This window comes from Clostridium sp. UBA871 (genome assembly GCF_002295255.1).
Taxonomy (GTDB): domain Bacteria; phylum Bacillota; class Clostridia; order Clostridiales; family Clostridiaceae; genus Clostridium_J; species Clostridium_J sulfidigenes.
In genome coordinates this window covers 702,496-718,091 of sequence record NZ_DBFV01000004.1, presented here as the reverse complement: position 1 = coordinate 718,091, position 15,596 = coordinate 702,496, and the positions used below count along the sequence as shown (strand labels likewise).

The following is a 15,596-nucleotide window of genomic DNA, read 5'->3' as shown; positions in this document are numbered from 1 at the left end:
TAGAGTCCAAGTATGGAGGATACTACTATTTCTTAGACTCGAATATAAAGCTGGTGTGGTATTTCACACCAGCTTTTGTTATGTGTAAATCATTAGTATGTATGCTGAGCTGTGAGGCAAAAGAAACCAGAAGTTCATGTTTTAAAATTTTATAAATTTTGTTTTTTAAACTTTAAATTTCATAATAATTGTTTGTAAGTTTTGTGCTAAATTTGATAGGTTTTCACTAGAATTTGCAATTTCTTCTATAGAGGCAACTTGTTCTTCCATGGATGCTGTTGCTTCTTCAGTTGCAGCCGCACTTTCTTCAGCAAGGGATGAAAGCTTTTCTAAAATATCTAGTATTTCATATTTTGTTTTTTCCATATTTTCTCCTGAAACATTTAACTGTTTAACTACTTTTCCAGATTCTTTCATTGATTCAGCAATTAACATATACTTATCTCTAGTATTAATTACACTACTAGCTTGTTCTTTAGATATATTAGATAGCCTTTCCATTGTATTTACAGCATTTTTAGCATTTTTTTGCAATTCATTAACCATTCCATCAATCTCTTTTGTAGAAGTCGAAGATTGTTCGGCTAATTTTCTGATTTCATCTGCTACCACTGTAAAACCTCTACCTGCTTCCCCGGCTCTTGCTGCTTCTATTGCTGCGTTTAATGCTAATAAATTAGTCTGTTCTGCTATAGAGGCAATGACATTACTTGCTTGTCCAATTTTATTAGAACTATCATTAGTTTTTAATATAACTTCATATATCTCTTTTGTTGCATCATTGCTTTCTTCTGTTATTTTTGATAGGATATCAATGTCATTTAAACCCTCATTAACCACTTCTGCTACCTTCATTGAAGCAGTATTTAAATTTCTCACATTTTTCTGATCTTTTTCAATAATTTCTCCTAATATAGTAGCTTTTGAAGAACCTTCTTCTGTAATTAGTGATTGTTCAGAGGCTTCCATTGCTATTTCTTCTACTGTTTTTGATACTTCGTCTACAGCTATGGCTGATTGTTGTGAAGTAGCCATCAACTCCTCTGAAGCAGCAGTAACTTGTTCAGAAGAATCACTGACTTTGTCAATAATATCCCTAAGATTTTTAATTATGCCTTGTAGAGCTTGGGCTAAGGCTCCAATTTCATCATTTTTTTTAAGATAGTCTTCAGAAATATCTTCTGTAATATCTAAATTAGCTATTTTTTCTGAATGTTTTATTGTTTTTATAATAGGTTTAGTGATGGACTTACCAATTAAATATGTAATAGCAATACTAATAAATAAAATTATAGAAGTAACTATTATAATTGTTCTTTGTAGCCTAGGAATTGCAGATAAAACCTCACTCTTGTTGGCAGTAGTAATAAATATCCAATCAGTACCTTCAATAGGAGCAAATCCAGCATATAAATCATTACCTTCAAGGGAATAGGTGCTAACTCCTTTCTTATCTTTCAATGCTTTCTGAAGTAGCGTAGACATTGAGGTTAGACTTTTATCTTTTTTCATTTCTTCAGACGGATTAAACTGATTTAATACTTTTTCCCTGTCTGGATGAGCAATTATTGTTCCATTACTATTAATAATATAGCTATATCCTTCATCACCATATCCAATATCATCTATAATTTCACTTAAAGCATTTCCGTCTCTACGCCCTATTAAAGCACCTATAACTTTACCCTCTCTCTCAATAGGGGCTGCATACATTAAAACAATTTCATTGGTTACACGACTAATTAATAAGTCGGATACATTCACTTCGCCATTTAAAGCCTTTTTTACATATTCTCTATCACCTAATTGGTTAGTTGATCCATTTGAATAACGGGCAGTACCATCAGGATCAACCACAGCAATATCAAGAAAATTTAGTCCTTCTACTTGTCTTTGTAGTATAGGTTGTTGTAATGTCCAATCCATGCTCTTAATTTTGTCTAATAGAGCTATTGTTTTTAAGCACTGTTCTTGAGTCTCACTTCTACTCTCTGTTACTCGTGCTCCTTCGGCTGCTAGTGAAACTAGAGATTTTTCTGCTTCTTTTGTAAGAGCAATATTAATATTTTGCGTAGAAATCATCTCTAATGAAATTGATGATAATAAAATTAGCACAGAGAAGTAGATAACTAATTTTGTTTTAATACTTTTTATTTTAAACTTCCTTTTAAAGTTTTTTAGATTTTTCATTTTCATCCCTCCATTTAATTAATCTATAGATTTTGGTTTTAATACTACTACTTAAGAGTAGATATTTATAATATGCTAGATGCAACATAGTGTAAATAGGTTACTTTAAAAATAAATATTGCAAAATATGTAGTTTGTATTCCAATTCATATTATAACAAATTATCCTATAAAACAACAGAATTAAAATATTTTATACAAATAATACTAATTTTTTAACTTAAACAATCAAAAAAATTAGGCTTAAGTTGTTAACTAATGAAGCTTAAACCTATAGAAATTGAAGATAGGAGTTCTAAATTTCAATATTACTTTGAAAACATACAAATATAGGATATAATATACTGGTAAGGAGGGGAATATATGAGAAAAGATAGGATACAAACCATATTATGCATAGTATTATCCGTTGCGTTAATTGCTACTTTAGCTTTAGGTATAAATAGATCTAAGAAGGAAAAAGAAAAGATTTTAGAAAGTAAGAAACTATATGAAAGCTCAATAAATCTAACATCTAAACTGGGAGAAGAGAAAAAAGAAGGTAATGTTAAGAGAGAAACCAAAGGAAGTGAAGAAAAGTTCATTTTGGAAGGAAAAACTCTACTTTCTCTTGGAGATGGAGTTTCAAAAGGAAGTACATATCAAGAAAAGGTAAAAACTCTTTTGAATTTAAAAAGTGTAACAAATAACTCTAATAATGGCTTAGTTATGAGTAGTATGCTTAACTTAATTAATGTAGAAGCCCTCAAGGATATAGATATTATAATTATTATGGTAGGTACTAATGACTACACTAAAGGAAGAGCTCTAGGAACTAAAGATGATGGGGGAGAAGTTGAATCTTTTTACGGAGATGTGCAAGCGGTTATAAATACATCACAAAAGGCTAAGCCTGAGGCAAAACTTGTATTTTTAACTCCATTAAAGCATGGATATATTGAAGGACAGCCAAGCTATCCTGATAAAAACAATATTGATCTTGGTCTAGAGGATTACTCCATGGCAATTAAAGAAGTATGTAATAAAAATTCTATACCAGTAATAGACTTATTTAATGAAAGTGGCATAGAAGCAGAAAACATAGCTGATTATACTGTAGATAATATGAATCTAAATGAAGCTGGAAATGAAAAAGTAGCCAAGACTATCAGCGAAGGTTTAAAGGAGATATTTAAGTAGGATATACTAAAGTGGATATACATAGTAGATATGCTAAAGTAGATATGCATAATAATATTGTAGTTTTGTGATATAGATGAAAATTCTTAGAAATGACAAAAGTTAATCAATGCAGAAACCATTAAATTTTGGTTTCAAATGATTAACTTGTCATGAATAAGAATTTTCAATAGGAATTATTTAAATTGCTTATTATTTTGAAAGTATTTATACACATAAAGAATTAAGTGAGGACCTTAGCTTGTTAAGAGCTACGGTTCTTCTTTTTGCTGCTGTTGAATAGTTAAGGTTTCTGGATTTTGAATAATCTTTTAGGTTGCCTTCACAATTTATGTATATGAAGGTTATTAGATCTCTTAAGTTATCTTGGAGGTTGTCCACTTCTCTTTTTATAAGTTTATACATTTCTTTTTCTATAAAACTATCTTCAGTTGATGCATCAGCTATTAAAGTATCCTCTATTCTAAGGTTAGTTTCAATTGGAGCTTCGATGGTTTGTACTTCATTATCTTTTGCTCTTTGCCTTATTAGGTAATTAAAGTTATTTTTTATTGCATAGGATATATAAGCTGTAAAATTGCCTTTTTCCGGAGTGTATTTTTCAAGGCAACGCATTAAGGTTATGTTTCCCATTTGAATTAAGTCTTCCATTTCATAGCCTCGGACATGAACCTTTGAAGCTTCTTTAATTATTAGGTATTTGTATTCATTAATCAATTCTTCCATTGCACTTTGGTCTTTATTTTTTGCTTTTAATATAAGATTCTTTAAATTGGAATAATCCATAGATATAACCCCCTAAAATACTTTAATAATATATATGCATTTTTTTGAAAAAGTGGAAATATAACTGATAAAAAATTTTAACACAAACATTAGTTTGTGTAAATATACAATTGAAATATTTGGATAAAAAATATCTGAACAAAATATTTGAATAAAAATATCTGGATTAAAATTTTAATTTTATATTTATATGTTTTCTTATAATATATAGTGAAAGAGGAACAATATATATAAGGGAAATATATAAGGGAGAAATATACAGGATATTGATATACTGTATTAGTTGATAATTAAAACAGAATAATATATATTATCAAAAGATAAGAGATTTAAATGGTTTGAATATATTCTTTCTGTATTATAAAAAAATTTTAAAATAATGCAGAATATCTTGCAATAGATAATAATTGTTTGTTAATATGTAAGTATGGAAGATAATATGAATGCGGAGGTAATGAAATGGAACCTTTAAAATTAACTAATTCAGTTCATTGGGTTGGGGTTAATAATCCTGAACTTAGAGTATTTGACATAATAATGGAAACAAAAATGGGAACTACATATAATTCCTATTTAATTGAAGATGAAAAAATCACTATTGTTGACACAGTTAAGGATGGATACTTTGAACAATATTTAAAGAATATTAAATCTATTATTGGTGATAAAAAAATAGATTATATTGTAGTTCAGCATACAGAACTTGATCATAGTGGTTCATTAAAGGAACTATTAAAGGAATATCCAGAAGCTCAGGTTGTTGGATCAAAGGCTGCAGTAAGATATCTTAGAGGAATTATAAACATGGAATTTAAGTCTATAGATGCTTCAGGAGAGCTATCTATAGGAAAGAAGACATTAAGATTCGTAAATGCACCAAATCTTCACTGGCCTGACAGTATATTTACTTACTTAGCAGATGAAAAGATATTATTTACATGTGATTTTATGGGATGTCACTATTCACCAAGTGGGTGCATTACTGATAGTTGTTCTGGAAACTATGAAACTGAAATGAAGTATTATTTTGATGTTATCATGGGACCTTTCAAAAAATTTATTAATACGGCCCTTGATAAGATTGAAAATATAGAAACTGAAATTATTGCTCCTAGCCATGGTCCAATTCATATTGATGATAGAGAGTATTATAAAAATTTATATAAAACTTGGGCTAAGGAAGCTGCTATTGAAGAAAAAAACATCCAAATATTCTATGTTTCTGCCTATGGAAATACAGAAAAGGTTGCAAATCATTTAAAGGATGCCATTGAAAAAAGAGGAATTAAGGCTGGAGTTCATGAAATTACAACTACTCCTTTAGAGAAACTTGTATCTCTTGTAGAAAAGTCAAGTGGTATATTAGTAGGTTCTCCTACTATAAATCAAGATGCAGTGGAGCCAGCTTGGAATTTACTTGCTCATGTTAGTGCTATTGTAAATAGAGGTAAAATTGCTGGAGCTTTTGGATCTTATGGTTGGAGTGGAGAAAGTGTGCCTATGCTTTCAGAGAGATTAAAGAGCCTTAAATTTAATGTAATTGATCCAGGTTTTAAATTTAACTTTGTACCAAGTGAAGAAGAACTTAAGCTAGCAGATGAATTTGCTGATAACTTCCTTGGAATGTTAAAATAAATTTAGTATATAATAATAGATTATGGTATATTATTAAGGTATGAGATATAATATAAAAAATGTTATATTCCATACCTTTTTTCATAGCCAATACTAATTTCAAACTTAATAATATGTTTACATGAAAGATTTTATTATGGAATATGCTATAGAGAGAAAATATGGTAAAATGTAAGAAAGCTGATAAATTTCATTGCATTTTTATAGGAGTGATTATATTGAAGTGGTTAAATAAATTAGAGAGAAATTATGGCAGGTATGCCATTAGTGGATTGATGAAATACATTGTAGCAGCTAATTTGGCTGTATTTTTATTAGAGGTTATAAATCCAGGGTTAGAGGCAAACCTAATGTTAATACCTCAGGCAGTAATGGCAGGTCAAGTGTGGAGGTTAGTTACCTTTATTTTAATTCCACCAGCAACCAGTGCCTTTTGGATACTCTTTACCCTTTATTTCTATTATATTATAGGTATGGGGTTAGAACAGGCTTGGGGAAGCTTTAAATTTAATATATATTATTTAGTAGGGATGATTGCTACCATAATTGTATCTTTAATTGGAGGTAGTCCTGCTACAGGGGTATTTATAAATTTAACTTTATTTTTAGCCTTTGCATCCATATATCCTAACCATGAAGTTTTACTATTTTTCATTTTACCAGTTAAAGTTAAGTATTTAGGAATTTTAAATGCAGTGCTTTTGGCACAGCAGTTTATAATGGGTGGAGTTGGAATAAAACTCATGATCCTTGCATCCTTAGCTAACTACTTTATTTTCTTTGGAAAAGACTTTATAGAGTTATTTAAAACTAAGAAGAAAGTTAAGAGGAATAAGGAAAAATTTAAAGTCATAGAGATGAAAGATTATGTACGTCATAGATGTACTGTATGTGGAATAACTGAAAGAGATGACCCTAATATGGAGTTTAGATATTGTTCAAAATGTAGTGGACATAAGGAATATTGCATGAATCACTTGAAAAATCATGAACATATTAATGATTAGTAGTGTATACCATGACTTTTTGTTAAAAAATTAAGGGATCCATCAGAATTAAATGCTAACTATTAAGGTTAGTTAAATTTTGATGTATTCCTTTTTTATTCCATGACTACCAGCTCTAGTATTCCCATCTTATTTAAAGGTGAGGAAAGAGCTTCTATATCCTAGGATAAGGATTTCTATATATGAAGGAGGAAAATTTATGAGATATGAAGGTGCAGTTTATAGACCACCTAGTGAAGGAAGAAGTTTAATAGTTCAAGCTACCATTGGTTGTTCTCACAACAAATGTAGTTTTTGTAATATGTATAAGGCAAAGCAGTTTAGAATGAGGGATTTAGAAGAAGTAATTGAGGATTTAGTTTGGGCTAGGGAGAGGTATGGACATATAGAAAAAATATTTATAGCTGATGGTGATGCTCTTATCATACCTACAGAAAGACTTATTACAATTTTGGATAAAATTAAAGAATTATTTTCAGAATGTAAAAGCATTACTGTATATGCTAGTCCCAAGTCCATTTTACTTAAAACTCCAGAAGAACTAAAGCTTTTAAAAAGTAAGGGTTTGGCAATGGTATATCTAGGTATAGAAAGCGGAGATGATGAGGTTCTGCTTAAAGTGAATAAGGGAGCAACCTCAAAGGAGCTTATTGAGGCTGGAAGAAAAATTAAGGATAGTGGAATAAAACTATCTTGCACTCTAATAAGTGGCTTAGGTGGGTTAGAAAACTGGAAAAATCATGCTTTAAACTCAGCAAAGGTTATTAATGCCATAAATCCAGATTATCTAGGCCTTTTAACTCTTATGACTCCTGAAGATGCACCTATATATGAAGAAATAAAAAGAGGAGCTCTTATGCTTTTAAATCCTAGGGAAGTAATGGAGGAGGTTTATCACCTTGTTAAAGAACTAGATCTTACAAACTGCATATTTAGAAGCAATCATGCATCAAACTATGCACCACTAGCTGCAGTATTAGGTAAAGAAAAGGAAAGATTACTTTCAGATATAGAAGGTTTTTTAGCAGGACAAAATAACTTTAAACCAGAATATTTTAGAGGGCTTTAATAATATTGAAATAAAGCCCTCCCTTTGATATAATTAGGATGTTAAAAAACTTTAAAACCTAATGGAGAAGGTTAGCACATAATGTAAACCATTACCTAATTTCAACAGAGCCTAAATATTAATGTACTATTTAAATTAAAGAGCTGTTTAATTTAAAAACAGTCTATTAAGGAAGGATGTTAATAATGAAAAATACATACATAAATATTCTTAAGAGAGAAGTTATACCAGCCTTAGGATGTACAGAGCCCATAGCTCTAGCCCTTGCAACGGCGAAATGTAGTCAAGCTTTAGGAGGAGTTCCAGATAGGGTTACGGTTCTTGTTAGCTGTAATATTCTAAAAAATGGTATGGGAGTAGGAATACCTGGTACAGGAATGGTTGGTTTAAATATTGCAGCAGCCCTTGGAGCTATTGGTGGTAATGCAGAGGCTGGATTAGAGGTTTTAAAGGATGTTACTAAGTCAGATATTGATAAATCAAAGGAATATTTAGCTGAGGGCAAGGTTACAATAGACCTTACTAAAGCGCCGGAAAAACTTTATGTAGAGGTTATTGGACATAAGGGCCATGATAGCTCTTCTGTAATAATTAAAAATAAACATAACAATATAGTTTTAATTACTAGAAATGAAGAGATATTGTTTGAAATCGAAGAGGTTAAAACTGTAGCTACAGAGGATAATGGAGACGAGGAACAGTTATCTGTTAAAGATATATATGAATTCATAAAAACTGTACCCTATGAGGATATAGAGTTCTTAATGGAAGGTATAGAAATGAATCGTAGAGTTTCAGAGGCTGGAAGAAAAGAAGAATATGGACTTAAAGCAGGAAAAATTTTATTAGATGGAAAGAACAGTAAAATGTTTGCAGATTCACTTCAAACCTATGCCATGGGATTAACTGCTGCAGGCGTTGATGCTAGAATGGATGGATGTACACTGCCAGTAATGAGTACAGCAGGTAGTGGAAACCAAGGATTAACAGCTACTTTACCTGTAATTGCAGCGGCAGAAAAACTAGGAGTTAGTGATGATACTTTAGTTAGAGCCGTAGCCCTTAGTGATCTTATAACTATTCATGTAAAAAGCTTTATAGGAAGACTTTCAGCTCTATGTGGATGTGGAGTTGCAGCTTCAATTGGAGCTAGCTGTGCCATTGTTTATATGCTAGGAGGAGAACTATGTGCTATAAATAAAGCTATAAAAAATATGGTGGCAGACGTTTCTGGTATGGTCTGTGATGGAGCAAAGCCAGGATGTGCTCTAAAAATTTCTACAGCAGTAGGTACATCAGTGCTATGTGCAGCCCTTGCATTGGAAGGGGTAGAAGTTTCATCTCATGATGGAATTGTTCATGAGGATGTGGAGAGAACTATAAAGAACATGGCAGATTTAGGGGTAGTTGGAATGGCTGATGCAGACAGAGTTATCCTTAATTTGATGATGTGTAAGTAAAAGGGATGAATTTTTAACTTGGAAGGGATAAATTTTTAACTCGTAATAGTTGACAGTATGGTTTAAATTATCTATAATTTTATAGGAAATTAAGTTTTGTAAAACTAAATAGAAGTGTAATTTTTAAAATTATACAAGTGCTGAAGCAAACCACTTTGATAACCTTCAAAGTGGTATTTTTTTTTGCCGGAAAGGAGAATATCTATGACTAAGAAAACTTTAAAAGAATTATTTTATGATAAGAAATTTTATAAGATGGTATTATTTTTAGCTTTACCAATTATATTGCAGAACCTAATAGCATCCTCAGTAAATATGTTAGATACTTTGATGATAGGAAGAGTTGGAGAAGTAGAGTTAGCAGCAGTAGGTATTGCTAATCAATTTTATTTTATATTTAGCTTATTTATAATGGGAATAAGTTCAGGATGTGCAGTTTTTATAGCTCAACTTTGGGGGAAGAGAGATAAAAATAATATACAGAAGGTTTTAGGTATTGGAATTATAAGTAGTGTTCTTATAACCACTGTTTTTAATTTAGTAGGAGTATTATTTCCAGAGAAAATAATTTCAATTTTCAACATAGATCCTCAAGTTATTAAGATAGGGGCTAGCTATTTAAAAATAGTTTGTTTTAGTTATATCTTTACAGCTATATCTTTTAACTATGCAGCTGCTTTAAGGAGTGTAGAAAATACTGTACTTCCAATGTTAGCTAGTTTTTTAGGGCTAGTTGTAAATGGAGTTCTTAATACTGTCCTTATATTTGGTTTATTAGGTTTTCCAGCAATGGGAGTTAGGGGGGCAGCTATTGCCACCATAATAGCTAGAGGTTCAGAATGTGCACTTTTAGTTTTATATACCTATACTTCTAAGAATATTTTAGCTGCCAAAGCTAAAGATTTATTTAATATTACAAGAGAGCTGACTAAAAGTGTATTTGTAACTATGATACCAGTGCTTTTAAATGAAGCTTGTTGGGGGTTGGGGAACCTAACCTATGCAGTAATTTATGGAAGAATAGGAACTCAAGCTACGGCATCTATACAAATATGTACAACCATCTTTAATCTATTTATGATTATAACCTTTGGACTTGCCAATGTGGCGGTGGTAGTTATAGGTAAGGAAATTGGAGCTGGAAGAGAAAAGCGAGGATTACTTTATGCTAGAAGACTATGTGTAATTTCTTTGATTACAGGAGTTATATTAGCTGTAGTTTTAGCTATAACTTCACCAATAGTTTTAACTGTGTTTAAAGTTTCTGAGGAAGTGCTAAGAAATTCTTTAAGGATTCTATATGTATACTCTGCTCTAATGCCTCTTAGAGTATTTACAGTAATTTTGGTAGTTGGAATCTTAAGAGGAGGCGGTGATGCTAAATATGGTGCTATTGTACAGGGTATAACTCTATGGGGCATCGGAATCCCATTATCTTTTGTGGCAGCTTTTATATTACATCTACCAATATATTTGGTGGTTTCAGTTACTGCAGCAGAGGAAATTGTAAAATGTATTATTGTAGTTAGAAGATATAGAAGTAATAAGTGGATAAATAATATAGTAAATCAAGTTTCTAAGGAAAGTGTAGAAATAGTTATATAATTCTTTGTGTATCGGTATGTGTTGCTTAGCAATTATCATACCGATTTTTTTAGTGAACTGTTGTCAGCCGAAAAAAATTTATATATAATTTATTATAAGGGAATTATTTGAAAATTATTTAAATAAAATATTTTGGGTGGGGTATATTATGACATATAAAGAAATGAAGTTAAAAATGCGAGATGGAAAAGAGATTTATTTATACAAATGGGAGCTAGATGAAGGTGTTAAACCTAAGGGAGTTATACAACTTATTCATGGTATGGCTGAATATGGTAGCAGATATGATAGATTTGCAAAGGAATTGGTTAAGGATGGTTTTATAGTTTATGCTGATGACCATAGAGGCCATGGAAAATCTGCAGAAAGCCTAAGTGCTTTAGGATATATTAGCGATAATGATGGATTCCATGACATGGTTCATGATCAACGTGAAATAAATAATTTTATAAAAGAAGAAAACCCATCACTAGATATTTATATTTTTAGTCACAGTATGGGGTCTTTCATAGCACAAAGGTATATGGAGATATATGGAGACACTGTTAAGGGTGTAATTTTATCTGGAACTGGTGGTAAACCTAATACTTCAATGAATATGGGAATATTTTTGTCAAAGGTTATAATGAATCTTAGGGGTAGAAGATCTAGTGGAAAGTTAATGGATGATTTAGGCTTTGGAAATTACAATAAGCTAGTAGAAAATCAAAAAACTAAATATGATTGGTTAAGTAGGGACGAGGAGGAAGTAGAAAAATATATTCTAGACCCCTATTGTGGAGGAGTGTTTCCGGTATCCTTTTTCTATGATTTTTTAAAGGGAATGAAGGCAATACATAAAAAGGACAATCTTGCTAGCATACCAAAGAACTTATCTATAACCATGTTTAGTGGTGATAAGGACCCAGTAGGAAACTATGGCAAGGGAATATTATCTCTAGTTGATACTTTTAAAAGTTTAGGTATTAAAAATTTAAGTTATAAACTATATGAAGGTGGAAGACATGAAATATTAAATGAAATAAATAGGGATATGGTTACAGAAGATATTAAGGCGTGTTTAAATAGCTGGGTTAAAGGGGATAATTAGATTAGTAGGATTATCTCTAGTTTGACATATTAATCATTACAATATAGAATAGATAGAGTTGTAGTTATTTGAATTTACTATGGTTTGCAAGTGTTGTTTATGAGAAAATTATAGGAAGTTTTGCCATTGTAAAACAAATGACTTCTTATGGAAAGATGTTACTTAATTTGGAGGAATGATTATGTCAAAAACCATAGAATATAAAGATCTAACTGGAGACTATGTCCTTGTTGATGTGAGAAGTACAGGAGAATTTAATGAGGCTACTATTAACGGTGCAGTAAGTATTCCTCTTTTTAATGATGAAGAAAGAGCAATTATTGGAACCATATATACTAGAAAAAGTACTGAGGAAGCAAAGAGATTAGGGGTAGAGACAGTATCTAAAAAACTACCTTATATATATGATAAAATTTATGAGCTTGAAAAACAACATAAAAATGTAGTATTATTTTGTGCTAGAGGTGGCATGAGAAGTGCATCTATTACAGATCTTTTAGGTGCCCTTGGCATGAGAGTTAGCAGAATAAAGGATGGTTATAAAGGCTATAGAGCCTTCATAAATGAGGAGTTGCCTAAGGTTAATGAAAAAGTTACCTATATAGTACTTCATGGTAATACGGGAGTTGGAAAAACTGAGATTTTAAAAAAACTTAGAGCTGATGGATATGATGTATTGGATTTAGAAGGATGTGCTAATCATAGAGGCTCCATATTAGGTGCTGTAGGCCTTGGAGATGGTACTAGCCAAAAGCAGTTTGAATCTAATATCTATGAGGAATTAAAGGCTGTTAAGGGTAAATATGTATTCATTGAAGCAGAAAGTAGAAGGATAGGAAGGGTTTTAATTCCGGAATATATACATTCTGATATGAAAAGGGGACTTCACATATTTGTAGATGCTCCAATAGATTTTAGAAGTAAGATAATAATTGATGAATACACTAAAAATAATAGCTGTAATGAAGAAATTTGTGATGCACTAAGAAGATTAAAGAAACACATCAGTGAAAAAAACATAGAAATATATTGTGATATGGTTAATAATGATCAGTATGAAGAAGTGGTTAAGGAACTTATGGTAAGGTACTATGACCCACTATATACTCACAGCTCTGATAAGTATGAATATGACAAAAAGCTTATGATAAACTCCATAGATGAAGGAGTAGAAGAATTAAAAAGCTTTATAGATAATTTAAAATGTGAAGAATAAAATATGTATATTAAGTAAAGCTTATAATTAATGTTTATGAGACTTTTGTAAAATAAACTAATCTAAATAAACCTTAAGCACGTACTAATATTATTCGCTAACAATAATATTAAAGCACATGCTATATATTCCATATAAGATTAGTAATATATTTTACGAAAACATAGCAGAACAGTAATTATAGGCTTTTTCATGTAAAATTTTAATATTTACTATATTTTAAATAAGGAACTTTGCGGTTCATTAAAGGGATAGAATTTTATTCAAGTAATTAGAAAAATAATAAAAAAATACCGCAAAAATAAGAACGTTTGTTTTGGAATTTCAAGAAAAAACTTTACTCCTTTGGAATAAAGTTATACAATAACAAATGTAACTCAACTTTTAAGGAGGGATAATATGGCGCAAAAGGAGAATAATAGAGGTACTTATGAAGTTACAGATCTCACATCTCTTGAAAAATTAGAGCCAGTAAGGGTTAGGCCTGGAATGTACATTGGCTCAACGGGTACTAAGGGTCTGCACCATTGTATATGGGAAATACTAGATAACTCTATTGATGAAGTTGCCAATGGATTTGGAGACAGGATAATAGTTACTTTAAGTAAGGATAAAACCGTTACTATAGAAGATAATGGAAGAGGAATACCTACAGGAATACATCCTGTTAAAAATAAATCTGGGGTGGAGATGGTTTATACAGAACTTCACACAGGAGGTAAATTCAATAATAATAACTATAAGACCTCAGGAGGACTTCATGGAGTTGGAGCTGCTGTTGTAAATGCTCTGTCTAAGTGGTTAGAGGTAGAAGTTAAACAAAAAGGAAATATTTATCTGCAAAAATTTCACTATGGATATGACAAAGAACTTAAAAGGGACATGCCGGGAACCCCAGCTACACCTTTGAAGATTGTAGGAAAGTCTAATGAAACTGGTACTAAAGTAACTTTTTTAGCAGATGGTGAAGTTTTCGGAAATATAGATTATAAGTTTGAAATAATTGATGAAAGATTAAAGGAGCTATCCTTTCAAAATAAAGGGATTACCTTAATTCTAAGAGATGCAAGGAAAGATGATGTTGTAGAAAAAGTATATCATTCAGAGAGAGGCCTTTTAGACTTTATAGATTATTTAAATGAAAGTAAAACCGTCCTTCACAAAGAGCCAATAATTTTCCAAGGAGAAAGAGAAATTAATGGACTTATGGTATCGGGAGAAATATGCATACAGTTTACAGATTCTACGGCAGAGCATATTGCTAGCTATGTAAATAATATTCCCACAAAAGAAGCTGGTACTCATGAAACAGGATTTAAGACTGGTATGACTAGAGCCTTTAAAGAAGGTAGTAAGAAGTTAAATCTTTTAAAGGAAAAGGATAAGGACTTTGAAGGGGACGATATTAGAGAAGGTATGACTGCCATTGTAAAGGTAAGAATTACAAATCCAGTCTTTGAGGGTCAAACTAAAACTAAGCTAGGAAATGTTGAAGCCTATTCTGCAATGAATGACCTTGCCTATACTAAGCTAGGTGAATGGATAGAGGATAATAAAGAACTAGCTACTGTAATTATTAATAATGCTATTTCAGCTGCAGCTAGAAGAGAGAAAATTAAGAAAATAAATGAAGCAGAGAAGAAAAAGATAGGAAATGGTACTGCACCACTGGCAGGAAAAATAGCTGTCTGTACTTTGAAAGACAGAGAATTTACTGAGTTTATAGTGGTGGAGGGAGATTCTGCGGGAGGTTCTGCAAAACAAGCAAGGGATAGACGATTCCAAACCATAATGCCTTCTAAGGGTAAGATTATGAATACGGAAAAACAAAAATTAGAAAATGTTCTTGCAAGTGAAGAACTTAGAATCTTTAATACTGCCATAGGAACTGGAGTTTTAGAAAACTTTAAACCAGAGGAATTAAAGTATGGAAAGATAATTATACTAAGTGATGCCGATGTGGATGGATATCATATCAGAACCCTTTGGATGACTTATGTTTATAGATATATGAGACAACTTATTCAAAATGGAAATTTATTTATTGCATTACCACCTCTTTATAAGGTTTATAAAATCACTAAAAATGGTGAGGTTAGTAAGTACGTTTATAATGATGAAGAGCTAAATAAGGCTAAGAAGGAAATTGGTAAGGGTGCATTAATTCAAAGGTACAAAGGGTTGGGAGAGATGAATGCAGACCAACTTTGGGATACTACATTAAATCCGGCTACTAGAACTCTTCAAAGGGTTACCATTGAGGATGCTGCTAAGGCTGAAAAGATGATTTCCTTGTTCATGGGAGATGTGGTAGAGCCAAGAAGAAACTATATGTACAATCACGGTGAATTTTAGGAGGT

At 31.3% G+C, this 15,596-nt stretch carries 11 protein-coding genes; 9 read left to right on the top strand and 2 right to left on the bottom strand.

Annotated features, from left to right (window positions below; translation table 11 throughout):
• Positions 1–165 precede the first annotated feature (165 nt).
• A complete protein-coding gene (locus tag B3086_RS09460) occupies positions 166–2,190 on the bottom strand; it encodes a methyl-accepting chemotaxis protein (protein ID WP_346893258.1) in 2,025 nt (674 codons plus the stop codon).
• Between the two features lie 362 nt (positions 2,191–2,552).
• Between B3086_RS09460 and B3086_RS09455 the strand changes: the two genes are divergently transcribed.
• Complete coding sequence (locus B3086_RS09455; RefSeq protein ID WP_346893256.1) at positions 2,553–3,368, top strand: SGNH/GDSL hydrolase family protein; 816 nt, start codon at positions 2,553–2,555, stop codon at positions 3,366–3,368.
• 207 nt (positions 3,369–3,575) lie between these two features.
• On the opposite strand, the gene B3086_RS09450 is transcribed toward B3086_RS09455, so the two are convergent.
• Entirely contained in the window at positions 3,576–4,154 is a 579-nt protein-coding gene (locus B3086_RS09450; protein ID WP_346877336.1) for a sigma-70 family RNA polymerase sigma factor, read from the bottom strand.
• Between the two features lie 459 nt (positions 4,155–4,613).
• On the opposite strand from B3086_RS09450, the gene B3086_RS09445 reads away from it, so the two are divergent.
• The 8 genes from B3086_RS09445 to B3086_RS09410 all read left to right on the top strand — a co-directional run bounded on the left by B3086_RS09445 (position 4,614) and on the right by B3086_RS09410 (position 15,591).
• A complete protein-coding gene (locus B3086_RS09445) occupies positions 4,614–5,789 on the top strand; it encodes an FprA family A-type flavoprotein (protein ID WP_346847835.1) in 1,176 nt (391 codons plus the stop codon).
• Positions 5,790–5,998: 209 nt separating this feature from the next.
• Entirely contained in the window at positions 5,999–6,796 is a 798-nt protein-coding gene (locus B3086_RS09440; protein ID WP_346893364.1) for a hypothetical protein, read from the top strand.
• Positions 6,797–6,995: 199 nt separating this feature from the next.
• Complete coding sequence (locus B3086_RS09435) at positions 6,996–7,865, top strand: radical SAM protein (RefSeq protein ID WP_346893254.1); 870 nt, start codon at positions 6,996–6,998, stop codon at positions 7,863–7,865.
• Between the two features lie 185 nt (positions 7,866–8,050).
• Positions 8,051–9,325: a serine dehydratase subunit alpha family protein gene (locus B3086_RS09430; RefSeq protein WP_346847838.1), complete on the top strand. Its 1,275-nt coding sequence runs from the start codon at positions 8,051–8,053 to the stop codon at positions 9,323–9,325.
• A gap of 204 nt (positions 9,326–9,529) precedes the next feature.
• Complete coding sequence (locus B3086_RS09425) at positions 9,530–10,930, top strand: MATE family efflux transporter (RefSeq protein ID WP_346893252.1); 1,401 nt, start codon at positions 9,530–9,532, stop codon at positions 10,928–10,930.
• A 148-nt stretch (positions 10,931–11,078) separates the two neighbouring features.
• The gene (locus tag B3086_RS09420) at positions 11,079–12,020 is read left to right on the top strand and encodes an alpha/beta hydrolase (protein ID WP_346891524.1); all 942 of its coding nucleotides are present in this window, start codon (positions 11,079–11,081) and stop codon (positions 12,018–12,020) included.
• A gap of 181 nt (positions 12,021–12,201) precedes the next feature.
• Positions 12,202–13,236: a tRNA 2-selenouridine(34) synthase MnmH gene (gene mnmH / locus B3086_RS09415; RefSeq protein WP_346893250.1), complete on the top strand. Its 1,035-nt coding sequence runs from the start codon at positions 12,202–12,204 to the stop codon at positions 13,234–13,236.
• Positions 13,237–13,635: 399 nt separating this feature from the next.
• Positions 13,636–15,591 (top strand): DNA topoisomerase IV subunit B, encoded by a 1,956-nt coding sequence (locus tag B3086_RS09410; RefSeq protein WP_346893248.1) that lies wholly within the window; start codon positions 13,636–13,638, stop codon positions 15,589–15,591.
• Positions 15,592–15,596: the final 5 nt, after the last annotated feature.

What these genes read in the sequence shown, in the direction of transcription:
- B3086_RS09460 (WP_346893258.1), bottom strand. Translation starts at nt 2,190, where the DNA reads ATGAAAAATCTAAAAAACTTTAAAAGGAAGTTTAAAATAAAAAGTATT.
- B3086_RS09455 (WP_346893256.1), top strand. Translation starts at nt 2,553, where the DNA reads ATGAGAAAAGATAGGATACAAACCATATTATGCATAGTATTATCCGTT.
- B3086_RS09450 (WP_346877336.1), bottom strand. Translation starts at nt 4,154, where the DNA reads ATGGATTATTCCAATTTAAAGAATCTTATATTAAAAGCAAAAAATAAA.
- B3086_RS09445 (WP_346847835.1), top strand. Translation starts at nt 4,614, where the DNA reads ATGGAACCTTTAAAATTAACTAATTCAGTTCATTGGGTTGGGGTTAAT.
- B3086_RS09435 (WP_346893254.1), top strand. Translation starts at nt 6,996, where the DNA reads ATGAGATATGAAGGTGCAGTTTATAGACCACCTAGTGAAGGAAGAAGT.
- B3086_RS09430 (WP_346847838.1), top strand. Translation starts at nt 8,051, where the DNA reads ATGAAAAATACATACATAAATATTCTTAAGAGAGAAGTTATACCAGCC.
- B3086_RS09425 (WP_346893252.1), top strand. Translation starts at nt 9,530, where the DNA reads ATGACTAAGAAAACTTTAAAAGAATTATTTTATGATAAGAAATTTTAT.
- B3086_RS09420 (WP_346891524.1), top strand. Translation starts at nt 11,079, where the DNA reads ATGACATATAAAGAAATGAAGTTAAAAATGCGAGATGGAAAAGAGATT.
- mnmH (WP_346893250.1), top strand. Translation starts at nt 12,202, where the DNA reads ATGTCAAAAACCATAGAATATAAAGATCTAACTGGAGACTATGTCCTT.
- B3086_RS09410 (WP_346893248.1), top strand. Translation starts at nt 13,636, where the DNA reads ATGGCGCAAAAGGAGAATAATAGAGGTACTTATGAAGTTACAGATCTC.